General features: G+C 40.2%; 23 protein-coding genes. 10 read left to right on the top strand and 13 right to left on the bottom strand.

Going from position 1 to position 26,648, the window contains the following annotated elements; all coding sequences use genetic code 11:
* Positions 1-222 precede the first annotated feature (222 nt).
* Together cpxA and cpxR are read right to left on the bottom strand one after the other, a co-directional pair.
* The gene (cpxA, locus tag PSF28_RS14970) at positions 223-1,593 is read right to left on the bottom strand and encodes an envelope stress sensor histidine kinase CpxA (protein WP_004906999.1); all 1,371 of its coding nucleotides are present in this window, start codon (positions 1,591-1,593) and stop codon (positions 223-225) included.
* Positions 1,590-2,288 (bottom strand): envelope stress response regulator transcription factor CpxR, encoded by a 699-nt coding sequence (cpxR, locus tag PSF28_RS14965; protein ID WP_004265224.1) that lies wholly within the window; start codon positions 2,286-2,288, stop codon positions 1,590-1,592. Before cpxR ends, cpxA begins: the two co-directional genes overlap by 4 nt.
* A gap of 150 nt (positions 2,289-2,438) precedes the next feature.
* Between cpxR and PSF28_RS14960 the strand changes: the two genes are divergently transcribed.
* Positions 2,439-3,023 carry a Spy/CpxP family protein refolding chaperone gene (locus PSF28_RS14960; protein WP_210839588.1) on the top strand — a complete coding sequence of 195 codons (585 nt, stop codon included), beginning with the start codon at positions 2,439-2,441 and terminating at the stop codon, positions 3,021-3,023.
* A 295-nt stretch (positions 3,024-3,318) separates the two neighbouring features.
* Here PSF28_RS14960 and PSF28_RS14955 read toward each other — a convergent pair whose 3' ends face one another.
* Positions 3,319-3,600 carry a type II toxin-antitoxin system YafQ family toxin gene (locus PSF28_RS14955; RefSeq protein WP_102140618.1) on the bottom strand — a complete coding sequence of 94 codons (282 nt, stop codon included), beginning with the start codon at positions 3,598-3,600 and terminating at the stop codon, positions 3,319-3,321.
* Positions 3,581-3,865, bottom strand: coding sequence for a type II toxin-antitoxin system RelB/DinJ family antitoxin (locus PSF28_RS14950; protein ID WP_102140619.1), 285 nt, complete (start codon positions 3,863-3,865; stop codon positions 3,581-3,583). The genes PSF28_RS14955 and PSF28_RS14950 overlap by 20 nt, the downstream gene beginning before the upstream one ends.
* A 161-nt stretch (positions 3,866-4,026) precedes the next feature.
* Between PSF28_RS14950 and PSF28_RS14945 the strand changes: the two genes are divergently transcribed.
* From PSF28_RS14945 to PSF28_RS14920, 6 genes are all read left to right on the top strand, one after another.
* Positions 4,027-4,608, top strand: a complete 582-nt coding sequence (locus PSF28_RS14945) for a HutD/Ves family protein (RefSeq protein ID WP_102140620.1) — start codon at positions 4,027-4,029, stop codon at positions 4,606-4,608.
* A gap of 226 nt (positions 4,609-4,834) precedes the next feature.
* A complete protein-coding gene (locus tag PSF28_RS14940; protein WP_004907010.1) occupies positions 4,835-5,587 on the top strand; it encodes a M48 family metallopeptidase in 753 nt (250 codons plus the stop codon).
* A gap of 237 nt (positions 5,588-5,824) precedes the next feature.
* Entirely contained in the window at positions 5,825-6,466 is a 642-nt protein-coding gene (locus tag PSF28_RS14935) for a lysophospholipid acyltransferase family protein (RefSeq protein ID WP_210839592.1), read from the top strand.
* Entirely contained in the window at positions 6,463-7,407 is a 945-nt protein-coding gene (locus PSF28_RS14930) for a phosphatidate cytidylyltransferase (protein ID WP_210839594.1), read from the top strand. Before PSF28_RS14935 ends, PSF28_RS14930 begins: the two co-directional genes overlap by 4 nt.
* Before the next feature lie 405 nt (positions 7,408-7,812).
* A complete protein-coding gene (pfkA, locus tag PSF28_RS14925) occupies positions 7,813-8,790 on the top strand; it encodes a 6-phosphofructokinase (RefSeq protein WP_004265237.1) in 978 nt (325 codons plus the stop codon).
* A 183-nt stretch (positions 8,791-8,973) separates the two neighbouring features.
* Positions 8,974-9,987 carry a sulfate ABC transporter substrate-binding protein gene (locus PSF28_RS14920; protein ID WP_102140624.1) on the top strand — a complete coding sequence of 338 codons (1,014 nt, stop codon included), beginning with the start codon at positions 8,974-8,976 and terminating at the stop codon, positions 9,985-9,987.
* 319 nt (positions 9,988-10,306) lie between these two features.
* On the opposite strand, the gene PSF28_RS14915 is transcribed toward PSF28_RS14920, so the two are convergent.
* The 5 genes from PSF28_RS14915 to PSF28_RS14895 all read right to left on the bottom strand — a co-directional run bounded on the left by PSF28_RS14915 (position 10,307) and on the right by PSF28_RS14895 (position 16,650).
* Positions 10,307-11,263 (bottom strand): OmpG family monomeric porin, encoded by a 957-nt coding sequence (locus PSF28_RS14915; RefSeq protein ID WP_004907017.1) that lies wholly within the window; start codon positions 11,261-11,263, stop codon positions 10,307-10,309.
* Positions 11,264-11,388: 125 nt separating this feature from the next.
* Complete coding sequence (locus PSF28_RS14910) at positions 11,389-13,269, bottom strand: glycoside hydrolase family 3 protein (protein ID WP_102140631.1); 1,881 nt, start codon at positions 13,267-13,269, stop codon at positions 11,389-11,391.
* Positions 13,270-13,693: 424 nt separating this feature from the next.
* On the bottom strand, positions 13,694-14,638 hold the full coding sequence (locus PSF28_RS14905) for an OmpG family monomeric porin (RefSeq protein WP_272685266.1): 945 nt from the start codon (positions 14,636-14,638) through the stop codon (positions 13,694-13,696).
* Between the two features lie 433 nt (positions 14,639-15,071).
* Positions 15,072-15,842 carry a triose-phosphate isomerase gene (gene tpiA, locus PSF28_RS14900; protein WP_102140626.1) on the bottom strand — a complete coding sequence of 257 codons (771 nt, stop codon included), beginning with the start codon at positions 15,840-15,842 and terminating at the stop codon, positions 15,072-15,074.
* 178 nt (positions 15,843-16,020) lie between these two features.
* The gene (locus PSF28_RS14895; RefSeq protein WP_202981446.1) at positions 16,021-16,650 is read right to left on the bottom strand and encodes a DUF1454 family protein; all 630 of its coding nucleotides are present in this window, start codon (positions 16,648-16,650) and stop codon (positions 16,021-16,023) included.
* A 35-nt stretch (positions 16,651-16,685) separates the two neighbouring features.
* On the opposite strand from PSF28_RS14895, the gene PSF28_RS14890 reads away from it, so the two are divergent.
* Positions 16,686-17,105: a DUF805 domain-containing protein gene (locus PSF28_RS14890; RefSeq protein WP_004907027.1), complete on the top strand. Its 420-nt coding sequence runs from the start codon at positions 16,686-16,688 to the stop codon at positions 17,103-17,105.
* A gap of 57 nt (positions 17,106-17,162) precedes the next feature.
* Here PSF28_RS14890 and fpr read toward each other — a convergent pair whose 3' ends face one another.
* Positions 17,163-17,909, bottom strand: a complete 747-nt coding sequence (gene fpr / locus PSF28_RS14885) for a ferredoxin--NADP(+) reductase (protein ID WP_102140627.1) — start codon at positions 17,907-17,909, stop codon at positions 17,163-17,165.
* A 477-nt stretch (positions 17,910-18,386) separates the two neighbouring features.
* Here fpr and emrD point away from each other — a divergent pair, with 477 nt between their 5' ends.
* A complete protein-coding gene (gene emrD, locus PSF28_RS14880; RefSeq protein WP_102140628.1) occupies positions 18,387-19,571 on the top strand; it encodes a multidrug efflux MFS transporter EmrD in 1,185 nt (394 codons plus the stop codon).
* 42 nt (positions 19,572-19,613) lie between these two features.
* Here the strand turns inward: emrD and PSF28_RS14875 are convergent, their stop codons facing one another.
* The 3 genes from PSF28_RS14875 to PSF28_RS14865 all read right to left on the bottom strand — a co-directional run bounded on the left by PSF28_RS14875 (position 19,614) and on the right by PSF28_RS14865 (position 26,044).
* Positions 19,614-23,423, bottom strand: coding sequence for a hypothetical protein (locus tag PSF28_RS14875; protein WP_272685265.1), 3,810 nt, complete (start codon positions 23,421-23,423; stop codon positions 19,614-19,616).
* A 230-nt stretch (positions 23,424-23,653) separates the two neighbouring features.
* Positions 23,654-25,180 (bottom strand): glycerol kinase GlpK, encoded by a 1,527-nt coding sequence (glpK, locus tag PSF28_RS14870; protein WP_272685264.1) that lies wholly within the window; start codon positions 25,178-25,180, stop codon positions 23,654-23,656.
* A 3-nt stretch (positions 25,181-25,183) separates the two neighbouring features.
* Positions 25,184-26,044 (bottom strand): MIP/aquaporin family protein, encoded by an 861-nt coding sequence (locus PSF28_RS14865; protein ID WP_210838062.1) that lies wholly within the window; start codon positions 26,042-26,044, stop codon positions 25,184-25,186.
* A 305-nt stretch (positions 26,045-26,349) separates the two neighbouring features.
* On the opposite strand from PSF28_RS14865, the gene zapB reads away from it, so the two are divergent.
* The gene (zapB, locus tag PSF28_RS14860; RefSeq protein ID WP_004265299.1) at positions 26,350-26,589 is read left to right on the top strand and encodes a cell division protein ZapB; all 240 of its coding nucleotides are present in this window, start codon (positions 26,350-26,352) and stop codon (positions 26,587-26,589) included.
* Positions 26,590-26,648 lie beyond the last annotated feature (59 nt).

The raw sequence follows: 26,648 nt of genomic DNA, 5'->3' as shown, positions 1-26,648 counted from the left end.
ACTACATGGTTAATTTTAAGTATCCTTCTTTATTGTTCTTTTTTTGGAGGGTAAGTAGCATTAAAATAGAATTTTATATTGGTCGGGTATTTAGGAATTGTTGTTATTAGAGCCAATATAGGATTATTCTCTATTTAATCGCGATAGATATATCTTGATTGAAAAAAATAACCCCCTTCTTTAATTAAGAGAAAGGGGTTATTGGTAATGAATAAAGTTAATTTATCGGCCGTGTTCAGGTAGCCAGATTTGTAACCTTAAACCACCTAATGGGCTATCATCCGCTTTCACCCAACCTTTATGTTGTGTTATGGCGGTTTCAACAATTGCAAGACCTAAACCAGTACCACCAGTTTCTCGGTCTCGAGCTTCATCAGTGCGGTAGAATGGGCGGAAAATGTGCTCGCGGTCAGCAGGGCTAACACCGGGGCCATCATCATCGACGGTGATGAGAATACCGTTATTTTCTTCTTTGAAATCAACGGCAATGTGTGTATGCGAATAACGTAATGCGTTACGCACAATATTTTCAAATGCACTACCGACGGCAGAAGGGTTGCAATATAACGGCCAAGGCCCAGGGTGAGAAGTGACTTCGAGCGTTTTGTTCATTTGCTCAGCTTCAAAGCTAGCATCATCTAAGATATCGCCCCAAAGTTCATCGGCTTTGATATTTTCACGCAAGATTTCGTTTTTATGCTGGCTGCGGGATAACACCAGTAAATCGTTAATCATGCTATCTAGGCGATGGGTCTCGGTTTCGATGCGTTCTAGCTCTTTACTTTCCCCATGGCGACGGCGTAATAAGGCGGTTGCCAGTTGCAAACGAGTCAATGGAGTGCGTAATTCATGAGAAATATCAGAGATTAAGCGTTGCTGTGCGCTAACCATACCATCAAGGGCACTGATCATTTGGTTAAAGCTATTTCCCGCAGATAAGAACTCTTGCGGACCGGCTTCTAGCTCTGGGTGTGGCCGTAAATTCCCTTTCGCCACATCGTCTGCCGCCATTTTTAATTTACGGGCAGGGCGGGCGAGACTCCAAGATAACCATAATAGTAGTGGAGCGCTGATCAGCATGGTGGCAATCAGTAATAAGAAAGGCCTATCAAACAATAAATTAATAAAGTCAGATTGTGGGCTGCTTGCTGGGCGAACTAAATACAGTTGGTAGTGGTCTTCCCCATCACGAATGGAGAAAGGACCGAGAATTTCGGCTCGTCCATATTTTTTCTTTTTCGGGTGATCCGCGTTATCAGACTGCCCAATAAAGTTACGTATTACCTGCATTTCACTTGGCATTGCACCAATCACACGGCCTTCACTGGTGACGATAATCAACCGTTGGCCGGGAGGTGCCCATTTTTTGATGGCGTTAGAAATACGCCGCCACCAAAGTAGGTCATTCATCGGAGCTTGTGCGAGTTCGGCTTCAATATGCTGCTCAAGCATCTCCCCTTGGCGTTGTTCACTTTCCATCAGGACGGTGATTTGCCGAGAGTCGAGCTTGGGCACCATCAGCACTAGCATTAATACTAGTGCGAGGGTAAACCAGAAGATCGCAAAGATCCTTGCGGTTAAGCTGTTGATCATGTGGCAGAAACCATTAAGTATCCGCGGCCACGTAGAGTTTTAAACCACGGCTGGCCATCAGTGCGTTCTGGAAGTTTGCGGCGTAAGTTTGAAATATGCATATCAATAGCACGGTCAAACGGCGTTAAGCGCTTCCCAAGTACTTCTTGGCTAAGGTGTTCACGAGAAACCACTTGGCCTAGGTGCTGTGCGAGTAGATATAACAACGTAAATTCTGTTCCTGTTAAGTCCAAAATTTCATCATCAAAGCTGGCTTCTTGACGACCTGGGTTAAGTTGCAGTTTATCAACTTGTAAAACAGGGGTATTGCTATTGTCGCCTTGAGTTTGCTCGCTCCAGTTAGAACGGCGTAATAAAGCACGAATACGTGCTACCAGTTCACGGTCATTGAACGGTTTAGGTAGATAGTCGTCTGCACCGAGTTCTAGGCCCAGAACCTTATCTAACTCACTACCGCGAGCCGTTAACATGATAACGGGGGTCTGATGGATTTGGCGCAGTTCTTTTAATGTCTCAATACCATTTTTTTTCGGCATCATGACATCAAGTAGTAACAGGTCAATGGATGAGTCAATTTGCTGTAATGCCTGTTCACCATCATAGGCGATGACAACATTGAAACCTTCCATTTCCAGCAGTTCTTTTAACAGCGACGTGAGTTCACGGTCGTCATCAACTAATAGGATTTTATGCATTTTTTAAGTCCTCCAACTGCCAAAATACGATAACAATCTGTACGATTCCATGACTTTACGTTCTTTTACATGCTCTGACGCTAGTTTGCAGCCACAGGTGTATATTTGTTCACATTGAATCACGAGCACAGTTCGGAGACAAGGTGTCAAATGCTGAGAACAACACATAGCAAAGTACATAATACAGTACATAAAACCGCAATGTTAGTTTTAGCTTCTGCGTTTGTGTTCGGACCAGCGGTTGCTTTTGCAGAAGAGCCACAAAGTGCTGCAAATGAAAGTTCAACACCTTTGATGTTACAGATGCAGTCCGAGCCAACTACGCCAACAGGCAATGCGGTTGTGCCCTTTCAACATCATGAGTTATTTAGCAGTGAAGAACGTGCCAGTACCTTTATGTTTAATGGTATCACGTTAAATGAAAAACAGCGTCAGCAATTGCGTGATTTAATGGCAACACAGCGTCATTATCATGTTGATAACTCTGCTTTAGTTAAAGAACGTGAAGCACTGCACAAATTAATTATAGCGGATAGCTTTGATGACAAAGCGGTTCGTGAAGAACTTGAAAAACGAATGCAAAAAGAACTGGAACAACGTGTTGAAATGGCTCGAATTCACCATGAATTGTACCAGTTGTTAACGCCAGAACAGAAAACAGAGCTTGAGCACATTCACCAACAAGAAATGAGTCAGCATAAAATGGCGGAATTTCAAGCGATGCAGTTTCAATAAGTTTAGTTGTTAGTACCTGTAGTAATGCAAGTTAGTTAGTTTCATATCCTGAGTTCCATAGTAAGTAGTGAAGTAGCAATAAGTGAAGTTTTTCCTTGCCATAGACACCATCCCTGTCTTTTATAGCCCCTGTTAGGGGCTTTTTTTTTAATAAATTATATCTTCAATTCTTTAAAAACAGTAACTTATCAATATTTAAAAGGCTATGAAAGTTCATCAAAGTTCGCAGAGGTGGACGGTAAGTGGACGGTCGCCTACGTCGATTTAATTGTTTTAGGTAGGGAAATGTGATGAATTAGCCAAATAATTCAGAATGAGAACCACAGCGAACTAATATGATTTCATTGGTTTGGTAGTTTATATCCCAAATTAATAAAAAATCGGGTTGTATGTGACATTCATAGCAAGGTCTCCAGTTTCCTTTTAAGGGATGAGGCAAATATTCTGCTGGAACAGAGCCAGTAATGCATAGGTGGTTATCGATTAACTCTTTTAATAGCTGAGTATTTCTTTTTTTGTCAGATAACGACTTTTTTAAGTCTTTTTTGAATTGGGATTTAACGCGAATTTTCAGCATCGGACTTGCTCACTTGGCTAAATAAATCTTCAGCAGAGTCAAATGTTTCGTCTGTAGTTGGTGCATTAATAGCTTCTAATGTAATTGAGTTTGGTGTTTTTAACTCAATAGGAAAAGCTTGTCGCAATGATATTTGCTTGACGAAAATACGAATAGCATCAGACATGCTAATCCCTAATTCAGATAACACTGCTTCAGCATTTTCCCTGACTTTAGGCTCAATTCTGGCTCTGACAATATCTGTTTTATGTTGAGTACTGGCCATTACCGTTATCCTCTTCTTATGGTGAATGTTTGAATTGTAGCACGCATGGGCTACAATTTGAAATTGATTTTTAAAAAGGCGTTTTTTTGTTGAAAGTCTGCTATTTTCATTTCTCATTCTCACTATAAAAATAATGTATCTACTAAAGTAGGGTTCACCTTATGACTCAGATATTAACGACGCAAGATTATCGCAATATGCCTTGGAAAAATGGCCAGGGGTCGACACTTGAATTGGCGCGCAGCCATGGTGAAGGTTTAGATGATTTTGATTGGCGAGTGTCAATAGCAGATGTTAAAACGGCGGGCTCGTTTTCCTTTTTCCAAAATCGGCAACGTATTATTGGTGTATTGGAAGGGGAAGGACTTATTTTGCATGTAGATAAGAAACCGGCGGTGGCATTACAGCAAAAAGAATTTTTTGCTTTTAATGGGGAAAGCGAGGTTTATGCGGAACTCGTTCAGGGTGCAATTCGTGATTTTAATGTCATCTATAACCCTGAAAAATATCAGGCTCGCTTACAATGGGTGAATACTGCGTTCATTAATTCTTGGGTGAGTGGGGCTAGTGAGATCTTAATTTTTAATATTACACCTCGTTTGAGTATGAAAATTAATTCAGATTCCTTTTATTTAAAGCCATTTGACACTCTATTAATTAAAGAAAATCGAGAAGCTCTGCAATTTATTGTTGAAAAGAATACAGAAAATGATTTTTGTGTTATTGAGTTATTTATTAAGTAGTTAGAGTGATTTTTTGGCCATTGCCCTAATGGCCATTTGCATGCAATCTGTATGTGTACCTATTATTGGAATAATATTCTGTCTATTTTGCAATTTTAATAAAAACGTTATCAAATTCATATATTGGATAATTATGGCTTTATTCCTATTGTTATTTTTCGCAGAATTTATAGTCTTTAGCGTCATTAAAAAATAATACCTATATATACTAAAGGAAAAATGTTCTATGAAGATGAAAGCGCTTGTGGCAGTTGCTGTTTCTGCTGTCATTTTAACGGGTTGTAAAAATTTAGACCAAGGGATGTTGACTAACTCAGGCATGCAATTATTCCAAGCTGCGACACTGACTGACTCTGATGTTAAACAATTAAGTGACCAATCTTGTAAAGAAATGGATGCGCAAAACAAAATTGCTCCAGCGTCTAGCAAGTATGCGAAACGCTTAGACAAAATTGCAAAAGCACTGGGTAACGAAGTTGATGGTACTCCAGTAAACTATAAAGTTTATCTGACTAGCGATGTCAACGCATGGGCAATGGCAAATGGTTGTGTGCGTGTATATAGCGGCCTGATGGATGTGATGAACGATAACGAAGTTGAAGGCGTTCTGGGTCATGAAATGGGCCACGTTGCATTAGGTCATACACGTAAAGCAATGCAAGTTGCTTATGCGGCAGTTGCTGCGCGTACTGCCGCAGCATCAGCGGGTGGCGTTGTAGAACAACTGAGTGCATCACAAGTTGCAGCTCTGGGTGAAAAACTGATTAACTCACAGTTCTCTCAACACCAAGAAAGCGAAGCGGATAACTTCTCTTATGACTTACTAAAAAAACGTGGTGTTAAAACTGACGGTTTAGTCACTGGTTTTGAAAAATTAGCGAAAATGGGTAGCGGCGAGACAAGCATGTTTGACTCTCACCCACCATCAAGCGAACGTGCGCAAAACATCCGTGACCGTATTGCCGCTGACAAAAAATAATATTTAATTATTGACGTTAGTTGAGTGTTATTTTGGTGTAGTAATATGATGATATATTGCTACACCAATCACGTATTTCCTGCTATTTATCTCAATATTACTTTTCTTATATTGCAAATCAGAACTTATCCCGTTGTGCTCCTGTAACCGACTCTCTATCTTGTTAATTAAACGATATTCAGGTCTTTTCGTAATTTTGCAAATTTTCGTTTGATAAAACGTTAGCAAGGAAAAAAGATGGAAAAAGTGCAGAGAATTTCTCTTTTAGCTAAGGGAATGGGCATGCTGTTATCGGGAACCTGCCGTTTATTAACGGGTGTTCGCACTCGTTGGGTAGGGTGCCAACCTTCAATGGCTTCACGTATTTATTATGCCAATCATTCAAGCCATCTTGATGGTTTGGTTATTTGGTCTGGGTTACCGCCGTTAATGCGTCATTTTGTTCACCCGGTTGCTGCTAAAGATTATTGGGTCAAAACACCCTTTCGACGTTATTTAGTTAATAAGGTTTTTCGGGCGGTATTGGTCGATAGAAAAGGTGATAAGCCAGCTCAAAACAATACATTAGCTCCTTTAGAGTCAGTATTAGAGGCAAAGCATTCATTAATATTTTTTCCTGAAGGCACGCGTGGTGATGGGGAAACTTTAAGCCAATTTAAAAGTGGGCTTTACCATCTCGCGAAAAAATACCCTGATGTTGAAGTGGTTCCCGTTTATTTGGAAAATTTAAATCGTGTGTTACCGAAGGGGTCAAAGCTTGTTGTGCCGGTGATTTGTTCAGCTATCGTTGGTAAGCCTCTGGAGCCTCTTATGGAAAATGAAAATAAAATCGCTTTTTTGCAGCGAGCAAAAGTAGCGCTTGAGGAGCTAATGCCATGAATATTGGGGACAGGGAATTAGTATTATTGTTGTCAGGTGTCTTTGGGATACTGGTATTTTCCAGTGTTGTTGGTGGTATTCTTGCATACCGTTATTCAGGTGAAAAAAGCAATCCAACAATTGATAATTTGAATGCACGTATTCGCGCATGGTGGGTCATGTGCATTATTTGTGTACTGGCTGTTGTGCTTGGCAATATAGGTGTGGTGATCTTATTTGCGCTGATATCGTTTTTTGCACTCAGAGAGTTTATTACCTTAACGCCAACACGGCGCAGTGACCATGAAGCATTATTTTGGTGCTTTTTTGTTTTTATTCCATTGCAATATGTCTTAGTTGGTATTGAATGGTATGGGTTATTTTCAATTTTTGTGCCTGTTTTTGTCTTCCTTTTCTTGCCAACTCGCATTGCTTTAGCGGGAGATACCTTTCATTTTCTTGAGCGAACAGCAAAAATTCAGTGGGGAATGTTGGTGGCTGTTTTCTGTTTGAGTCATGTACCCGCGTTGTTGATGCTGAATATTCAAGGTTATGAAGGCGAAAACGTAAAATTATTACTTTTCTTGATTATTGTGACGCAAATTTCAGACGTGTTGCAGTATGTTTTTGGTAAGTTAATGGGTAAACGGCCTATTGTGCCTAAGCTGAGCCCAAACAAGACCATTGAAGGCTTTATTGGCGGCGTATTATCTTCAGTACTTATTGGTGTTTGCCTTTACTGGGTAACTCCATTTAGCTGGTGGGTTGCGGGGCTGATGTCATTAGCGATTACTATTATGGGGTTTGTGGGAGGGTTATGTATGTCAGCCATTAAGCGTGATAGTGGCATTAAAGATTTTGGGGCGATTATTGAAGGACATGGGGGCATGCTGGATCGCATTGACTCATTGTGTTTTGCTGCGCCTATTTTTTTCCATTTAACGCGTTATTACTATACATAGGCCAATTTTATTTTCGTTTTTGTTCGTTAATTAAAAGAGCACCAAATGGTGCTTTTCTTTTGTTTTATAGGTACAGCATCGAAGGAATTTAAGTGTTATCATCAATACTTAATTTTTATTTCAAACTAAGATTCAACTAGGGTAATTCGCTTTAGTTGGTACTCTAGGGCTTTTTTTGCATTGAAAGATTTACCTATTGGGGTGTTCGGCTAGAATTATGTAAACTGGATCACAATAAAACATAAAAGCTTGATGGAAAGCAGATGCATAATTCACTCTTTGCCGTATTATGCTGCTAGGTGAATCAATTCAGCACTGGTAAGCCAGCGTAATTAGCGTTAAAAAGATTAGCAGCGTAACGGTTTTATCGATTTGCAATTTTATGTTCATTAATCAGAGGTCATCATGGTCAAGCAGATTAAAAGAATTGGGGTTTTAACGAGTGGTGGTGACGCGCCAGGCATGAATGCAGCGATCCGCGGTGTGGTTCGCGCGGCATTGGGTGAAGGTTTAGAAGTCATGGGTATTTTTGACGGGTACCTTGGCCTATATGAAAACCGCATGAAGCAATTAGACCGGTATAGCGTGTCAGATATGATTAACCGTGGTGGTACCTTCTTAGGCTCAGCTCGTTTTCCACAATTCCGTGATGAAAAAGTGCGTGCAGTCGCATTCGATAATCTGAAGAAAAATCATATTGACGCATTAGTTGTTATTGGTGGTGATGGTTCTTATTTGGGGGCTAAAGCACTGACGGAAGCTGGGTTCCCATGTATTGGATTACCGGGAACGATTGATAATGACGTTGCTGGCACAGACTATACCATCGGTTATTTCACTGCACTTGAAACGGTTGTTGAGGCTATTGACCGCCTTCGCGATACCTCGACGTCCCATAAACGTATTTCTATTGTTGAAGTAATGGGTCGCTACTGTGGTGATTTAACGCTATCTGCTGCGATTGCTGGGGGCTGTGAGTTCTTAGTGTTACCTGAGCAGGAAATGGCTTTTGACCGCGAAGAATTATTATCAGAAATCAAACGTGGTATTGAAAAAGGCAAACGTCATGCGATTGTCGCTATTACCGAACACGTTTGTGATGTGGGTGAATTAGCGAAATATATTGAGCAGGAAACACACCACGAAACCCGTGCAACGGTTCTAGGCCATATCCAACGCGGTGGTTCTCCGGTTGCTTATGACCGCATTTTAGCATCACGCATGGGGGCTTATTCCATTCAACTTCTGTTGGAAGGCTACGGCGGGCGCTGTGTGGGTATTCAAAATGAAAAATTAGTCCATCATGACATTATTGATGCGGTTATGAATATGAAGCGCGTCTTTAAGAAGGATTGGTTTGATACAGCGAAGAAGCTGTACTAATCCCTCTATAATTGCAAATCTTTCCTGCATAGTGATTTCCCGCTATGCAGGTTTGATCCTGTATTCCAGATAATACTCTGTTCATATATTCCTCATTCTTATAAGTTTTTCTTTTTAATTATTTCCCGTAATTGATGCTATCTGTCAGCCTCTCCTTATCGCAAATTTAATGAGGGAAGGCAAATGACACGTTCATGGCAGGTAAAAAAATCACAATTCACGACAGCATTGCTATTGCTGTTAGCGACAGGGACATGGGCGAAAAACATTCAATTGTTGAATGTGTCTTATGATCCAACTCGTGAGTTTTATCAGCAATATAATCAGGAATTTAGTGATTATTGGCAAAAGAAAACGGGGGATACCGTCACTGTTCGTCAATCTCATGGTGGCTCAGGTAAGCAAGCCATATCAGTGGTGAATGGGTTAGAAGCCGATGTTGTGACGTTAGCTTTAGCCTACGATGTTGATGCTATTGCACAAAGTGGCCGTATAGATAAAAACTGGATAGAAAAACTTCCCGATAACTCAGCTCCTTATACATCGACTATCGTCTTTCTAGTTCGTAAAGATAACCCGAAAAACATCAACGATTGGGACGATTTAGTCCGTAAAGATGTCTCTGTGGTGACACCCAACCCGAAAACTTCTGGTGGAGCTCGTTGGAATTACCTCGCAGCGTGGGGGTATGCATTAGATAAAAACCAGCAAGACTCTGAAAAAGCGAAGCAGTTTGTTAAACAGCTGTATCAAAATGTGGAAGTCCTCGATTCAGGGGCTCGTGGCGCAACCAATAGTTTTGTTGAACGTGGTATCGGCGATGTATTAATTGCTTGGGAAAATGAAGCGTTATTAGCCATCAATGAGTTAGGGGAAAGCGGGCAGTTTGAAATTGTGACGCCAAGTATTTCGATTCTCGCTGAGCCAACCGTCGCTGTTGTCGATAAAACCGTCGATAAACGTGACCGCAGGGCGGTTGCAGAAGCTTACCTAGAGCATCTCTATTCTGCGCAAGGGCAGGAAATTGCAGCTAAAAACTATTATCGACCACGAAATAGTGAAGTGGCCAAAAAATATCAACAACAGTTTCCTGAACTAAAACTGCTGACGGTTGATGGCAGCTTTGGGGGCTGGCAAGCCGCGCAAGCAACCCATTTTGCGAATGGAGGGGTGTTCGACGAAATCATTCAACGCTAATACTCGTCATATTTCAATTTGTAGGGGTGTTGGCTGCATGCTCTCACCCTAGTCATATACTGGTGTATGCTCCTAAATACTCGTCATATTTCAATTTGTAGGGGTGTTGGCTGCACGCACTCGCCCTAGTCACATACTGGTGTATGCTCCTAGGGCCTCGTTTGTTTGCCGCCTACCTACAATTTGAACTATTTAGAGTATTATCTTAGGTGTAATAAATATTTTGAGTAATGATAGTTAAGGGCGGGGATAATAAAAACAGGATTAAAATGGGGTATTATTCCTAGCCTGTGAGGGGCAGACTAGGAATGAGGTTAATTTATTGCCACTGGTATTTGACACCTAACTGGCCAAGATAAAATGTTTGACGGTTATTGCCACCAGAGGTGATACCTGCATTTTTGGGATTTTCCCAAGTACTAGGTTCAACCGCGAAGCCGCCCCATAGTGTTAGTTTTGGTGTTAAGTTATAAAAAACCTGCGTCCCGACACGGTAGCCGTCTTTAACTTTCTGGGTTGTACGTTTGTTGCTATCGTAGTTATGTTCATTTAAATAATAGCGAAAATAAGGCATTACGCTCCAATCCTGGTTTAACGTGATAGGAAAATAACCGCGAATTTGGTTTTGTTCCCATGTCTTATTAAAGTCTTTATCCCATGTCCAATCGGTGTATAGATAGACTTTGGCGGTTGCGGAATCATTGACCTTGTAAACAAGCCCGTGCTCGGATTCCCACTCATAACTGTTGGGGGCGTGGAAATTGTCGTAGTGATAAACCGCATCCCAAAAGTTAAACGCCCACTTATCATTGAAATTGTATGTCCCGCTAGGCATTAACCAAAACATCGTATTCGATGGGCGCGCTTGTGTACCTGGTGCGGAGTCATTGGATTCTTTGCGATAGGTGACATTTAAATTGAACTGGCCAATCTCGCTGGCATACATTTTCCGAGTAGCGCCAATTTGTGTACGATTACGAATAAAAGAGTCTTTGGATGTTGAAAAATTATGGTTGTAGCTTCTTAATGATTCCTTATGTTCCAGAAAAAAGCTCCATTTTGATTCAGGATTCACTAAAAATAGCTGCCCAACCATCGTGGTTTTGTCGTAGACCTTACGACCGCTGGTATTATGATGCCCTTCAAATTTTTCGAGTTCCATATAGACGTTGGAAGAAACGCGCCAGTAATCATTATTGACTTGATCGGCTGCGAAAACGGATGTTGCCAATCCTGTGAGCGTAACAAAAAGTAAACCATTCAGTGAAGTTTTCATTTTAACCCTTTAATTTTTATATGTATTTTATTTTTTATGCCTTTATTTAAGGCGTTAGTGTCTGGCCTTTATACCGTGGAGGTATAAAGGCGGAATGATTGCTAAGTAATTAATAGGTTGTGTAATTAATTGACTGTGGAGTAAGTTTCGCCATGACCATAAGGGAACAGGACTTTGTTTCCTTGTGGGTTTTTGATATTAACGGGTAGCACCCCTTGAGGTGGGTTTAGCGGCAGGCCATGAGTGTTAGCAAATAATGTCCGTAACCCGCTACGAATATTGGTTTCTAATGAATTGCGGTTATTATTGGTGATATCAAATCCAGTGATACCGTAGATAGCAATATTTGCGCTGACATTATTTAGGTATGCAATGTCATAGGGGTTACGTGAAGAGATAACAACAATCGGGGTTTTAAGTTGGTTTGCAGCATCAATGATAAGCTGAGCATTCGTTGGTGTATCCTTTAAGTTATAGGTCGTCAGTAATACCAAATCTTGGTTTTGCACCAGTTTTTTTGCTTCATCTTGAGTTAGTGTGTTTTCATTTAATTTAACGACACTTTCACCTGTAATAATCGCAACTCCCGTTTCTTGTGCGATATCATTTAACTGTTTTTGAATTAAAGAATTACGTGGTTTTTCATCAGAAATAGTGAAAATTCGATTGAGTGGTTTTAATTGATAAGGCAGTACATTCTCATTCTTAATTAATGTGATAGCCTGCTCAGAAACCATATTTTCAATATCTTTATGGCCTTTTGATGCGACGACTTGTTCCGCTTTCACTATGTCTACAGGTTGTGCCGTAATTTCTTGCTGAAGCTTTTTCAGCACCACACGTTTTGCGGATTCATCAATACGTTTCTTCAGTTCTGGATTTTTTTCTGCTTGTGTTTCTAAATAGCGGTACATGTTATCTAAACGAGAAACCGCTTGGGAGTCCCACATTTTGATTGGCATAAGAATAATATCTGAGCCAGCAAGTAGCGAGGTTTCTACCGCCCAATTAATATCGAAATTGTCTGCAATAGCCCCCATATCCATGGCATCTGTCACTATCAAGCCGTCATAGTTGAGCTCATCACGTAAAATATCATGCAAAATAGGTTTGGAAAGCGTCGCTGGGGTGCCAACTTGTTTACCGGCAAGTGTGGTGATCTTATGGTCATCCAGTGCTGGTACAATAATATGTGCGGTCATGACGGCATCAGCACCATGAGATAACGCGTATTTGAATGGGACGAGTTCAGTATCTCGCCATGTTTTTGCGTCAGAATTAACAACGGGTAAATCAACATGAGAGTCAGCAGAAACATTTCCGTGACCAGGGAAATGTTTAAGTGACGTCAATAAATTATATTTATGAATACCTTGAATATAGCTGGTGGCCAGAGTTCCAACTAAATTTTTATCATCTGAGTATGAACGTACCCCAATCACTGGGTTATTTTGATTGTTATTAACATCAACAACTGGACCAAAATTGATATTAAAACCAAGACTGGATAGCTCATATCCGTGGATCATCCCTGTTAGCTCTGCAAGGGCTGGGTTACGTGTTGCGCCTAGAGCCATATTACCAGGCATTTCGGTGCCTACGCGTAAGCGGGTGACATAGCCGCCTTCTTGGTCGGTGCCAATAAATAATGGAAGGTTACTGCGGGAAGATTGAAGTTTATTAATTAACTCCACAGTTTGTGGTGTATCAATCAGATTTTCTCTAAATAGGATCACTGATCCGAGATGGTATTGATTGATAACCTTAGAAACCTCATCATTCATAGCCAAAAATGGTGCGGGTTCCCCATTACTGTCTTTATTCCAATATCTAAAATCCAGCATGAATAGCTGACCAATTTTCTCAGCCTCGGACATATTATCCACTATTTCTTGAGCAGACTTTTGTTTGTCTTGCCATAATTCATTCAATTGGGCTTGTGTTATTGGGTTAGCCATTGAAAACGCACTGAAAATACAAGCACTAAGTAAAGTGAATTTCTTCATTTTCATTTTCTCTAGGTTATTTTTCGAAAAATAATAAGTGGCTGGATATATTTATGATGTGAGAGTGCTCACAGTTGATAGTATTCTCTCTTTTAGAGTAAGAGGAATAGAGTACAAATAAATACTGAGATGGTTTTTATTTATCTAATTGATATTAAATAGTAAATTTTTGAGAATAATTGATTTTAACCTAGAATAATTTCAGTTTGATATTATTTTGTTATGTGACGTAAGTATAAATTATAATTAAATGATATTTAAATCGACAATGTAACGTTAAAAGTGAATATTTCAACTGATTATTTGCTTTTCGAAATGTTTTATTCTTATATTTAAATGATTTTGTGATTTAAAATATATAAGCCACATGATATTCCATATGGCTTGTTTTTTTATGAGAAATAAGTTGATTGAAAATTAAAGGTTACCATTGGTATTTTACGCCAATTTTACCGAGGTATAACGTTTGTTTATTATCATACCCTGACGTGGTCCCATTCTTTTTCGGTGATTTCCATGTTGAAGGCTCATAGGCGAGTTCACTCCATAAAGTCAGGGATGGCGTAGCTTTGTATTCCACGCGGGAGCCAATGCGGAAGCCATTTTTAATTTCCTGTGTTAAATAATTATTTTTGTCATAGGTATTTTCTTGTAAGAAATAACGCACATATGGTGTAATTTTCCAGTTAGGCTTAATGGTAATGGGTAAGTAAGCACGAACTTGCGATTGTAAAAAGCGGGTACTGAAATTTTTATCCCATTGGTTGTCAATATAAACAGTGAGTTTTGCTTTTAATGCATTTGAATATTTGTAAGTCACACCATATTCAGTTTCTGCTTCATGGCTACTGTCATTGAAATAATTACTGTAATAAAAATAAGAAAGCCAAAAATTAAAAGACCAATCATCGTTGAAGCGGTATTCACCGGCTGGGGTTAAGCCATATAAGCGATTCGATGAGCGCGCTTTGGTGTTGGGTTCGACATCGTTTGACTCTTTTCTGTAACGAAAACCAAGTTCTAAGTCTGATTTTGAGGTGTTGAGAATTTTTTTGATAGCATCAATTTGTGTGCGGTTTCGAATATAAGAATCCCGTGAAGTTGTAAAATTACGGCCATGATTTCTTAAGGATTCACGATGATCTAGGATGAAGCGCCAGTCAGATTTAGGGTTGTATAGCTTTAATTGCCCAACTGTACTGATTTTATCGTAGACTTTATTTTTAAATGAATCACGTTGACCTTGGTATTCTTCTATTTCCAAATAAATATTAGTATTAACTCGCCAAGAGTCATTATTTAATTCAGAGAAACAAATTGTAGGGAATATAATTATGATGCTATAGATTAAACCAACTATATATTTCATATTTATCCTTCAGGGTAAAATTTATTAATGTTAATTATCTAGTTGAGCGATTAGCGAGATAAATGTGTATTAACTTTTATAGGTTGTCTACCGTTATTATTTAATTGATGATGAATGATATATATAATGCCAAATATTAACTGGATGTATCCTTATGTTATTGTTGTTGTTTTTTTATTTTTAGGAAATGAGGTTTTATTTTTATCAATAATATTTGATGAGATTTTAAATCGCTTGTTTGTTAATTTGTTTTAAATTTAATTAATATCCCATTATTTTTTTTGATAATTAAATTTTCATTATTTATATGGTTGATAGTTATGAGGGGGGAACTTTAGATATAGATTGTTTATTAATATAGTTATTAGTTTAAAAAATTAAGACAAAAAAACCGCCAATATTTGGCGGTTAATCTCAAGGTATTAAAATAACCTTATTTGTTTTTTTTCGCTTCAGCGGCTGCTTTAACAATAACAGCAAAAGCGTCAGCTTTCAGAGAAGCCCCACCCACTAAGGCACCATCGATATCTGGTTGGGTGAATAGCTCAGCCGCGTTGCTCGCATTAACAGAACCGCCGTACTGGATGATAACTTGCTCGGCAATAGCAGCGTCTTTCTTCGCAATATGAGTACGAATAAATTTATGGATTGCTTGTGCTTGCGCTGGTGTTGCAGACTTACCAGTACCGATTGCCCAGATTGGCTCATAGGCGATAACGGCACCTTGGAAAGCTTCTACGCCTAAAGAGTTCAATACGGCATCAATTTGACGAGCGCATACTTCTTCGGTTTTGCCTGCTTCATTTTCAGCTTCAGTTTCACCAATACACAATACTGGGATCAGGCCTTGCTCTTTTAATACAGCAAATTTCTTAGCGACAAATTCATCACTTTCGTTGTGATAAGTACGACGCTCTGAATGGCCGATAATGATGTATTTGGCGCCAACATCTTTTAACATTTCAGCAGAGGTTTCACCTGTAAATGCACCTGATAAGTTAACGTCAACGTTTTGTGCACCTAACGCAATACGGCTACCTGCTAACGCGTGTTTAGCTTGGGTTAAGTAAATTGCAGGTGGTGCAATAGCCACATCACAGCCATCAACGCTGCTTAGTTCATTACGCAAGCCAGCGACGAGGTCATTGACCATCTGTGTGCTGCCGTTCAGTTTCCAGTTACCCATTACCAATGGATGTCGCATGTTATTTCCTCCAACCAGAGAGTTTTAATGATTAATCAATAAGTTATTCATCACACGCTTATGTTACACGCGCAACGTGACAATGTTGTCGCCATTCACCTTCCGCATTATAAGAACAATAGATAATAATAGCTTTGCTTTTCATCATGCTTGTTCTTAGAGCGTGATCACAGTCAGTTTAGGGTGTTTGTTGTTCTAGCTTAATCGGTTCAACAGCAAAAGTAAGCACATTATTGTCACTTTTTACTAAAATATATCTTAAAGCGCCTAATCGCGCTTCTTCAGCATGAGTCGCATTATTATTGGCAATAAATTTATTTAAAGCTTCTGTAAGTGCAGGGGCGTTGTCCAGTGAAACTTCTGGGGCAAATATATGGATCATTGCAATAGTATAGTTTTCCATTAACTGCCGATTTTTTTGGGTTTCTTGTGGGTCATCTGATGGCAGTAATGTAATTTGTAAACTTTTAATTTTTTCACTACCACGCTCTAACACTGCCGAGGAGTATATCTGTTGGTTAATACGAGAAGCCGCGCGAATATAGGGAGCGGAGATATCTTGGCTAGCAATAACTTTATATTCATGGAGATATAAGTCTTTATTAGCCTGATTGAATTGATTGCGTAATTTTGGAATGGTGAGTTCAAAAGAAGGGGCATCTGGAGCTAAATAGGCGACTTTGAAATCGGTATCAGGCAAAGTGGGTACCTTTTGAGCGAAAGCCAGTTGTGGCGCACTAAGTACAAAAATGGTTATGATGGCGTATACAGAACGAAATAAAATTTGGGTCATTTTTGAACCACTCATTTTTAGTTTTCCACATTGTATCAGGATAATAGGTAATGACATTACAACAATGGGCTTTTTCCTTCAAAGGCCGTATCGGTCGCCGGCCATTTTGGGTAGGTATTGCGGTCATTTTTATTTTAATGACGGCAGTTGCCCTGTTACAAAATGTACTGCTATTCTCTGAAACGCTTGCTATATCGTTATTTATTTTACTACTTTACCCTTTGGCCGCTATCTTTGTGAAGCGTTTACATGATCGTGGTAAATCGGGAGGATGGTTTGCGCTAATTTTATTGGCATTTGCTCTCTTTTCAATCGATGTCAGTCAATTTGAACCTGTGTGGCAATGGGGAATAGGGCGTTTCTTACCCTTATTTATTACGATGATTATGGTGATAGATTGCGGTGCTTTTCTGGGAATGGAGGGGGTTAACCGCTATGGTGAAGAAACAGAAACGGTAGATTATCTATAATGCCAATACCACATAGCATGAATGCTACCCTGAAATATTTCAGGGTAGTGTTTTGCATTACCAATATTGCTCACTAGAGATATGGCCGGGTTTGCGGCGCAAGTGTTTAACCATTTGATGACTATTTTTTAATGTATCACGAGTGTCCCTCACCATTTCGGGGTTTCCGCATAACATGACATGGCAGGTCTCGGGTGAAAGTGTCAGGCCAACCGCATCTTCGAGAGCGTGGCTTTCAATTAACGCAGGAACACGGCCATGCAATGAGGTTGTGCAGTGCTCACGGCTGACAACGGTAACTATTTTTAACTTCCCTTGATATTGTTGTTCCAACTTTTTCATTAAGGGTAAATAACTTAAATCTTTCTCATAACGGACGGCGTGGAGTAAAACAATTTTTTCGAAACGATCCAAGTCTTTGCCTTCTTGTAGGATAGACAAAAAAGGCCCAATAGCAGTTCCTGTTGAAAGCATCCACAGGTTTTTACATGGTGGGATTTCATTTAAAACAAAGAACCCCGTCGCTTCATCCGTAATTTGTAACGTATCATTAGGTTTTAGTTTAGCGAGTTTTGGGCTAAGTTTGCCCCCTGGTACAATGACAAAATAGAATTCGAGTCGGTCATCGCTTGGCGCATTGACATAAGAGTAAGCTCGTTGGACACGTTCTCCCTCGATTTCTAGTCCAAGTTTTGCGTATTGCCCTGCTGTAAAGGGTTTAATCGGGGCCTTGATAACAAGGCTGAATAATGAGTCGGTCCAAAATTTGGCTTCAGTCACTGTTCCTGTTACCCAATTAGCCATACATTCCACCTCTTTATAATTCAAATATCCACCGGCTAAAAATGACAAATATATAATTCGAATAACTCAAAGCACGGCTCACTAGGATTTAATACTAAAACAGTTCACTATTTATGCTTATCGATAACGTGTTCCAGTGGTTTGTTCTTTAAATGAATGTTTTTTGAATCTTAATGTACAGTTATGTTGACAATTCTGGCGAATATTACTGCCATTAGTGAAAAACATAAAATGTCGCACTACTACGAAAAGATGGCGGCTTTTGTTATCTTAGTCACACTCAAGCGAAACGCACTATTTGCCATTTATTTTAAATGACACAAAAGCTTATTTAAAATGACATCAAAGTGTGGAGCGGTATTTTATATTGATAATTAAGCACCTAAATAATTTTGCGTTATTACATTGAGATAATGCAGCGTTACTTTGTGTCTGAAATAGGGTGTATTTGAATTATTGGATGTATCTGAGAGAAAAATGAGAAAGCTGGAACACTTTAATTTGCTATTAATGCTAATTGCATTGGCAGCGGTCGGCCAAATGACACAAACTATTTATGTTCCTGTCATTGCTGAAATTGCCACTTATTTTAATGAGCCTTCTGGTGCTGTTCAACAAGTGATGGCGGCTTATTTATTTTCTTATGGTTTTTCACAGTTAGTTTATGGGCCGTTATCTGACCGAATTGGTCGCCGACCTGTTATTTTAACGGGTTTAACGATTTTCTTATTTTCAACGATTGTGGCGATTTTTGCGCCAACATTAAATATACTCACTATAGCGAGTGGGTTGCAGGGCCTCGGAACGGGTGTTGCAGGTGTGATGGCAAGAACTATGCCTCGTGATCTGTATAAAGGCACCGCGTTACGTTATGCAAATAGCTTATTAAATATGGGTATATTAGTGAGCCCATTATTAGCCCCAATGTTCGGTGGAATATTGGCGCATTTCTGGGGGTGGCATGCTTGTTATATTTTCCTGTTTATCTTAGGTGCTTCTGTATTATTAAGCATGTATCGTTGGTTACCCGAAACGCGTCCTGTTTCACCTGAAAAACATAAAATGATTGCGTCATATCGGGAATTATTATCAAGCGGTTCATTTCTATCTTATTTATCCATGTTAGTGGGCGCGTTAGCTGGAATAGCCGTATTTGAAGCTAGTAGTGGTGTATTAATGGGCGGTGTTTTAGGGCTCAATAGCATTACTGTGAGTATTTTATTTATATTGCCGATTCCTGCTGCTTTCTTTGGTGCTTGGTATGCGGGGCGAGAAGGAAAAACATTTTATAATTTGATGTGGCACTCCGTTCTTATTTGTCTATTGGCAGGCTTTATGATGTGGATTCCAGGTTGGTTTGGGATTATGAATACTTGGACACTGTTAGTACCGGCCGCGGTATTTTTCTTTGGTGCGGGGATGTTATTTCCCTTAGCAACGACAGGCGCGATGGAGCCTTTTCCTTATTTAGCAGGGGCGGCGGGAGCACTCGTGGGTGGCCTGCAAAATATAGGGTCAGGTGTTGCCACTTGGGTTTCTGCATTATTACCGCAAAACGGGCAGTTTAGCCTTGGGTTACTGATGTTTTTAATGTCGACGCTCATATTATTGTGTTGGTTGCCTTTAGCAAAACGCATGAGTCATTCAGAGCGCATGGTTTAATCGTGAGAAGGCCAGGCTGTAAAACACAGCCTGACTTTCAGATTACGCACTTAGCAGTATATCAGCTTGCTTTTGTTGCGGAATTGATAGCGTTGATGAACAAAGGGAGCTAGGTTCCTTTTCTGGTATTGATGATATTAGCTCCGGCAAAATGACTCCTGAATTAAATACCACTGGTTGGTTGTCATCTAGAAGTTCCGTATTTTCTGCTAATTGTCCCGCTAGATTTTTATGGTTTTGTTGCAGCCAAATCAACTTCGGGGCAACATGGTCTTGCAAGTGCTGGTCAATATGAATGAGTATTCCATCCAGTTTTAATCCTGGGGTGCTGTCTATCGTTCCTTTTATGGTTAATTGATTTTGTTGTATTGCAAAAAACCACTCCTCTACAGGCACTCTTTCTTGAACTCGTCTTTGCTCATCACTGCTCATGAGTGTTACCCAATAGGTATAGTGTCCATTAGATAAGTTTAAATCACTAATATCAATCTGCTGCTCAATATTCATATCTGCGATTAATGGTGTTTCTATCATTTGGTGGTGGATCGTATTTGCCGATAAATAGCCAGTTTTGTAGGTATTAAGGTGATTAAGAGCAATAAAGTTCATTGACGTATCAACTTGCCCATCTTGCCCAAAGGGATCCGATAATGAAAAATATTGTTGGTGTAACCGACCATTTTCAATCCATTTGGCGGATAGGGCACTTTTTGCTGTGATTTTGGCAGTATTGACTTTACCTGTTGAAAAATCAATTAAGCCTTCTTCTGTTGCTGCCCAAAAAATAGGTGCGCCTTGCCAATAATTATCAAGGAGCAAGTGGTCAGGTAATGTTTGGCCATCATATTTTGCAAATATGCGATTCGCTAGTGAGGTCGGGTTTTTATAGTGGTAAATAAGTTGCCCGAGCTCTTTTTTGTAGTTCAATTTATGTATGGTGAATTGAACTAATTCGCCTTTATCTGCAATATTGAAGCTCGTTGCGTGTGGAATTTGTAATACTTCGGTCAATAACCCATTCGGCGTGGCATAAGTCACCGTTAAAGCATTATTATGGTAAATATAAAACGGACGACCTACGCCTGTTTTTAGGTTGTGATAATCAGCGGGTAAATTACCCACGGTACGGTCAACGGTAATCGTACTATAAGGGTGAAGTGTATTGTCCGCCATGTTGGCTGAGTGAATGTGTATCCAATAGATAGGGACATCACGTTGATGAGGAAATTGTTCAATTTGAGTACGGTGATAATATTTTGAATAATTCACTTTTTTTAGCGTAACCCACTGTTTAGAATCTTTATTCCATCGTTGATAAAACCCTTCCCCCGCAAATCCATCATCCTCACTATCGACACCTTTTATTTTATTCGGCTGCCAACGTACTCTTTTACTTAAAAATTGGTGGATTTTTTGGTTGTAGGTATCTGCGTGCGGTAAAAATGCATCGTAGGCATCGCTCCTAAAAGGAGCATAGCTCGAAAACATAGTCGGAATAGCCTGTTGTAGCGGGTCGTGGGGATCGTGATAAGTGACATAATATTGCCTAGATTGGTTATAAGCTGGATTTTTACCGTGGTCATAGGGGCGGTAAGGGTATGTTGGCTGATTATTATGAGCTTGCGAGTCCGTATGTGGCAACCCAAGGCCATGACCAAAAATTTCGTGAAACATCACGTTAGGCTCGTGAACTCCCCCTCCGTGATTGGGTGATGCAAGTCCTAATAGCGAGTTGAACACACTCGAAGGCAGGGTTTCAATGGCAGTATATTGGTAGTCAGAATCAGCATTGTTAGCGGTTTGGTATTGTTGGCTATTATTATAAGCCCAATGGATTTGGGCTTCAGGGTGATAGCTGATTTTTTCAGGGTTATCATAATTGGGATGAATAAACGGCATTGGGTTTTTATTTACCTCTCCGTATGGCGTTAAGCTTGGGTGACTGACTGTGGCGGGAGAGCTATACAGTATGAGTTGCCCAATAGGCAAGACTGACACAGCTTCTCTTCCCCAGCCTAATGGGGAGTCTGAATAAACGCCATGCCCTTGTTGGTATAAGCTGTGGCTATCTACACGAACAATTAAGTGGCTATCAAGCGTGATGTTTGGGGAGAACGCCCCATATTGGTTGGTTTCTTCGGTGATAATGGGTTTGCCATTAACAGTGATAATGATGTTGATATCCGGTTGTATCCATTCACCTTTTAGCGGGGCAGTAAAGCGTTGTTGATGCCAGTTTTGTACGGAGACATTGGGCCGGCGGGGAAGTGCTGTCAATGTTTTGGGTAAATGGTCTGGTCCTGTAAGTTTTATTCGACCTAATATTTTTCTTTCTTTACTACTGATAATCGCCTCAATATCGGGGGATTTTGCCGCGGTTTCACTGGTTATCTCCACATTCAATAATGCCCAGCGATTAGCCGTTAAGCTTATATGCTTATCTGTCATATTCTGCAGATGAGTTTGTGCAAGTTGAATATTATGGATTTGCATATCGCTTGGTGTTGGGTGATAACGCCGTTGAGGTTCATGATAAATCGGGTCTGGAACGGAAAATGTCCGTTTGCCAGGAATACGGAGTTGTGGTGTATTTTCGGTTTGTAACTGAATGGAAATAGGCTGGGATTTTTGCCCATTAGACAGCATGGCGATAAAGTCAAACTGGTCTGAGCGGGTTTTAAATTTTGTGTTATTGGCAATATATTGCCATTCATTGGTGGTGTTGTTTAGTGTTAGTTGCCCAAATTGGGGCTGTTCAAGGATTTTGTAACCCTTAATATGAGGGATATTGGGTAGTTTTCCTGTTATGGCCCCTACAGTTAATTGATTGGGTATTTCATCTGGGTTTTCTGCCACAAAAATAGGGAGAGTTTGAGCGATGGTTTTTTGCTTACGATATCGAGAGATGACTTGTTTTACTTGTTTCAATTGAAACTGGCGAAAAATGATATTTTCCCCAACAAGTTTTAATGTATTCTTTTCATAGCTGATTTTAACCGCAGGCAGTCGGTGCTCTGCCATCATTCTATTGACATCGGTTTCGATTGAATGGGCAATCTTTTGCCAAGATGATGTTTCTGCAATTGGGATATCATGTAAATTTAATATTTTGTTATTATTGGTATCTCTTATGGTTACTGAGAAATATTGACTATTTTTTCGTAATTCATCAGTTAGCTTCAATGAGCTTATTGTATGGGGTGGTAAGATAATAACTTGTTGGAAGTTGTGATTTTCTAAGGTATTGCTGGCTAGCTCAATGTGCTCTACTGGACGAAGTTCATTGATTAACTGTTGAGTAGAAGCTGATGTTTTTTTTTGTTTGTCTTTTACTATCAATAAACTACCACCTGTGAGCTCCAACCAATGGCGAATGAGCTCGATTTGTTTATCATTGGCACTTTCGGGCAAGATTACGATGCTGTAATGGCGGTGCCATTCACCACTTGGTAACAATAAATCAGCGAGCTGGGCCTGTGCTTTGACTTCTCCGTCGATCCATTCATTGGGTGAATTAAAGCTTTCTACAAATATGCCTTGCTTGGCATGGAACGTGAAACCAGAAAATTGGGACTTTGGTAATGTGCTTACAATGTAGCTGTATTTCGTTTCTCCTATAACTCTTGGCTTATTTATAAGCCAGCTAAATAGCTCATGAGCGGATTTGCCTTCTTTTGAAGCTCTAGGGTCAAGACTTAAGTTTTTTAATAACGGTGAGTTATTATCAATAACTACGACTCTGCCTTTACGTGCGTATAAGCCAATTTTTAATGATTGTTGTTTAATATTGTTATCGTATTGATTTTTAATGGATGAAATGGGTTTGCTTTGTTCTTCGTGTCGGTTTTCCATAACCGTGTCCTTTCTTTATTTCTTAAACTATCAATAGTTAATTTTCCTCTTGCTAGACAACTTTAAATAAATACTTATTGTTCTTCTAATTTATTATTAATCTGATTATTGGTTTTATATTTATTAGCTAATTAGTTTTATGAAAAAGAAAGGCAGCACAGAAGTGCTGCCTCAGATTGCAGTCAAATATATTATGTTTGGCTGCAAATCTAATTATTTTTAATTAAAAACTAACCGCGATCTTCCCATTCCTGAGCACGTGCTACGGCTTTTTTCCACCCTTCGTATTTGAAATTACGTTCTGTAGTCTCAATACCCGGTTTGAATACGCGCTCAATCGTTGCTTTACTTTGTAACTCATCAAGGTTACTCCAAAAACCAACCGCTAAACCAGCAAGATAGGCTGCACCCAATGCGGTACTTTCTCGCACTTCAGGGCGCTCAACAGGGGTGCCTAAAATATCTGACTGGAATTGCATTAAGAAATTATTAGCGACAGCGCCCCCATCAACGCGCAGTGCTTTTAAGCGTTCACCTGAGTCTGCTTGCATGGCATCAAGTACATCACGGGTTTGATAAGCGATAGATTCTAATGTTGCGCGGATAATATGGTTGCGGTTTGCGCCACGGGTTAAGCCAAAGATTGCTCCACGCGCATACGGGTCCCAATAAGGAGCACCTAAACCTGTAAAGGCAGGAACAACATACACGCCGTTACTGTCTTTCACTTTAGTAGCAAAATACTCAGAGTCAGTTGACTCATCAATCAATTTCAATTCATCACGCAACCATTGAATTGAGGCTCCTCCAACAAATACGGCACCTTCAAGGGCATAATTGACTTCGCCTTTTGGGCCGCATGCGATAGTTGTTAGTAGGCCGTGATTTGAGCGTACAGCAGTTTCGCCGGTGTTCAGAAGTAGGAAACAACCAGTGCCATAGGTATTTTTTGCCATTCCTGGTTTGACACACAGCTGACCATAAAGTGCGGCTTGTTGGTCACCTGCCATCCCGGAGATTGGAATACGTGTTCCGCCTTTTCCCCCAATATTGGTTTGCCCGTAGACTTCGGAAGAAGGGCGCACCTTTGGGAGCATCGCACGTGGAATATTCAGTGCTTTGAGGATTTTATCATCCCATTCAAGGTTACGGATATTGAACAACATGGTTCGAGATGCATTGGTGTAGTCGGTGACATGAACACGCCCTTGTGTCATTTTCCAAACGAGCCAAGTATCGACAGTCCCAAATAGTAATTCACCTTTCTCGGCACGTTCACGGGCACCTTCAACATGGTCTAAAATCCATTTTACTTTGGTTCCGGAGAAATAGGGGTCGACAACCAGGCCGGTATTTTGGCGAATATATTCTTCTAAATCGCGGTCATTTTGTTTTAAATGCGTACAAAAATCAGCGGTGCGGCGACATTGCCACACAATCGCATTATAAACGGGCTTACCTGTGGCTTTTTCCCATACGATGGTAGTTTCACGTTGGTTCGTGATCCCAATCCCAGCGACCTCATCTGTACGAATATCTGCTTTCGCAAGGACTTCAACCAATGTTGAACTTTGGGATGCCCATATTTCCATTGGGTCGTGTTCTACCCAGCCTGGTTTAGGGTAAATTTGGGTGAATTCACGTTGTGAAATACTGACAATATTTGCATCATGGTCTAACACAACAGCGCGTGAGCTGGTTGTGCCTTGGTCGAGTGCAACAATATACTTTTTCGCAATAGTGGTTTCAGTTGTCATAATTTAAGCCTGTTCCGAGGATTTGGTGTTTTTAACGGATAATTTTTCTGTTTTGGTCTCTTCTTCACATACCATGCAAGGCAAGTGGCGACCAATCAGTTTGCGATAGGCGAATGCGCCTAGCAGACCACCAACAATAGGTGCTGTCAATGGGACAAGAAAATACGGAATATCGCGACCACCAGTGAGAGCAATATCACCCCAGCCTGCGAGATAAGCGACAACCTTTGGTCCGAAGTCACGAGCTGGGTTGAGTGCAAATCCAGTGAGTGCGCCAAATGACCCGCCGATGACGGCAATCAAGATACCAATTAATAATGGAGCGAGTGGGCCGCGAGGAACACCATTGCCATCATCGGTTAGCGCGAGAATTAAGCAAACTAGAATGGCCGCAATAATGACCTCAATAAAGAATGCATGAGGAACACTAATTTGCGGCGCAGGGTAGGTTGAGAAAACACCCGCAGTAAATAAGCTTTCTTGTGAGCCTCTAATGATATGGTGGACTTGCTCGTAATCGAAAAATACAGGGGAATACATTGAGTAAACTAAGGCGGCAGCAAAGAAACCACCTAACATCTGTGCGATGATATAAGGGACAACTTTGCGTTTATCAAAACACGCAAATAGCCATAGTGCGAGAGTAACCGCTGGGTTTAAGTGAGCACCGGAGGTACCCGCTGTTAGGTAAACGGCTAAAGCAACGCCAAAGCCCCAGATAATACTAATTTCCCATAAGCCTAGTTGTGCACCCGCTATTCTAACGGCAGCAACGCAGCCTAAACCAAAAAATACCAGTAGCGCAGTCCCTAAAAACTCTGAGATGCACTGACCTGTGAGTGATGTAGTCGTCATTTGGCTCATATGTTTCTATCCTACGAAAATGAAAAATATTGTAATGTTTTTTTAAGTTAAGATTTTCTAATCGAAAATCATTAACTGTGAATTTATCGTTAAAGAACATAAACGAGAAATATCGAAATTGAAAAATGTGTGTTACATCACTAAAGCGAAACAAAACAATCAAAAATAGTGATGAATTCGACCTTTGTGATGTGATCTGACCAGTGTTTTTTTATGAAGGTAACTACGATTCAGAAGGAAGGAACTGGACACAGAGGATCATGCTACTTACAATCGTGTAAAAGCTGATAAGGGAGACCAGAATTATGTCATTTGAAGTATTTGAAAAACTAGAATCCAAAGTCCAACAAGCGATTGATACAATCACACTGTTACAAATGGAAATCGATGAATTAAAAGATAAAAATGGTGCATTAAGCCAAGAGTTGGAAACAGCAAAGTCAGGTACGGATTCACTGGTGCGTGAAAATGAACAATTAAAACAAGAGCAGCAAGCTTGGCAAGAGCGTTTACGGACTCTGCTAGGTAAGATGGAAGAAGTGTAATTTCTCGTCATACTTCGCGTTGTAGGGGTGTTGGCTTCGTCTCTTCGCCCTAGTCACAT

Source organism: Providencia sp. PROV130, from assembly GCF_028482225.1.
Classification (GTDB): Bacteria; Pseudomonadota; Gammaproteobacteria; order Enterobacterales; family Enterobacteriaceae; genus Providencia; species Providencia rettgeri.
The sequence above is the reverse complement of the archived record's forward strand: the minus strand, read 5'-3'. Positions and strand labels throughout refer to the sequence as shown.

What these genes read in the sequence shown, in the direction of transcription:
- cpxA (WP_004906999.1), bottom strand. Translation starts at nt 1,593, where the DNA reads ATGATCAACAGCTTAACCGCAAGGATCTTTGCGATCTTCTGGTTTACC.
- cpxR (WP_004265224.1), bottom strand. Translation starts at nt 2,288, where the DNA reads ATGCATAAAATCCTATTAGTTGATGACGACCGTGAACTCACGTCGCTG.
- PSF28_RS14960 (WP_210839588.1), top strand. Translation starts at nt 2,439, where the DNA reads ATGCTGAGAACAACACATAGCAAAGTACATAATACAGTACATAAAACC.
- PSF28_RS14955 (WP_102140618.1), bottom strand. Translation starts at nt 3,600, where the DNA reads ATGCTGAAAATTCGCGTTAAATCCCAATTCAAAAAAGACTTAAAAAAG.
- PSF28_RS14950 (WP_102140619.1), bottom strand. Translation starts at nt 3,865, where the DNA reads ATGGCCAGTACTCAACATAAAACAGATATTGTCAGAGCCAGAATTGAG.
- PSF28_RS14945 (WP_102140620.1), top strand. Translation starts at nt 4,027, where the DNA reads ATGACTCAGATATTAACGACGCAAGATTATCGCAATATGCCTTGGAAA.
- PSF28_RS14940 (WP_004907010.1), top strand. Translation starts at nt 4,835, where the DNA reads ATGAAGATGAAAGCGCTTGTGGCAGTTGCTGTTTCTGCTGTCATTTTA.
- PSF28_RS14935 (WP_210839592.1), top strand. Translation starts at nt 5,825, where the DNA reads ATGGAAAAAGTGCAGAGAATTTCTCTTTTAGCTAAGGGAATGGGCATG.
- PSF28_RS14930 (WP_210839594.1), top strand. Translation starts at nt 6,463, where the DNA reads ATGAATATTGGGGACAGGGAATTAGTATTATTGTTGTCAGGTGTCTTT.
- pfkA (WP_004265237.1), top strand. Translation starts at nt 7,813, where the DNA reads ATGGTCAAGCAGATTAAAAGAATTGGGGTTTTAACGAGTGGTGGTGAC.
- PSF28_RS14920 (WP_102140624.1), top strand. Translation starts at nt 8,974, where the DNA reads ATGACACGTTCATGGCAGGTAAAAAAATCACAATTCACGACAGCATTG.
- PSF28_RS14915 (WP_004907017.1), bottom strand. Translation starts at nt 11,263, where the DNA reads ATGAAAACTTCACTGAATGGTTTACTTTTTGTTACGCTCACAGGATTG.
- PSF28_RS14910 (WP_102140631.1), bottom strand. Translation starts at nt 13,269, where the DNA reads ATGAAGAAATTCACTTTACTTAGTGCTTGTATTTTCAGTGCGTTTTCA.
- PSF28_RS14905 (WP_272685266.1), bottom strand. Translation starts at nt 14,638, where the DNA reads ATGAAATATATAGTTGGTTTAATCTATAGCATCATAATTATATTCCCT.
- tpiA (WP_102140626.1), bottom strand. Translation starts at nt 15,842, where the DNA reads ATGCGACATCCATTGGTAATGGGTAACTGGAAACTGAACGGCAGCACA.
- PSF28_RS14895 (WP_202981446.1), bottom strand. Translation starts at nt 16,650, where the DNA reads ATGAGTGGTTCAAAAATGACCCAAATTTTATTTCGTTCTGTATACGCC.
- PSF28_RS14890 (WP_004907027.1), top strand. Translation starts at nt 16,686, where the DNA reads ATGACATTACAACAATGGGCTTTTTCCTTCAAAGGCCGTATCGGTCGC.
- fpr (WP_102140627.1), bottom strand. Translation starts at nt 17,909, where the DNA reads ATGGCTAATTGGGTAACAGGAACAGTGACTGAAGCCAAATTTTGGACC.
- emrD (WP_102140628.1), top strand. Translation starts at nt 18,387, where the DNA reads ATGAGAAAGCTGGAACACTTTAATTTGCTATTAATGCTAATTGCATTG.
- PSF28_RS14875 (WP_272685265.1), bottom strand. Translation starts at nt 23,423, where the DNA reads ATGGAAAACCGACACGAAGAACAAAGCAAACCCATTTCATCCATTAAA.
- glpK (WP_272685264.1), bottom strand. Translation starts at nt 25,180, where the DNA reads ATGACAACTGAAACCACTATTGCGAAAAAGTATATTGTTGCACTCGAC.
- PSF28_RS14865 (WP_210838062.1), bottom strand. Translation starts at nt 26,044, where the DNA reads ATGAGCCAAATGACGACTACATCACTCACAGGTCAGTGCATCTCAGAG.
- zapB (WP_004265299.1), top strand. Translation starts at nt 26,350, where the DNA reads ATGTCATTTGAAGTATTTGAAAAACTAGAATCCAAAGTCCAACAAGCG.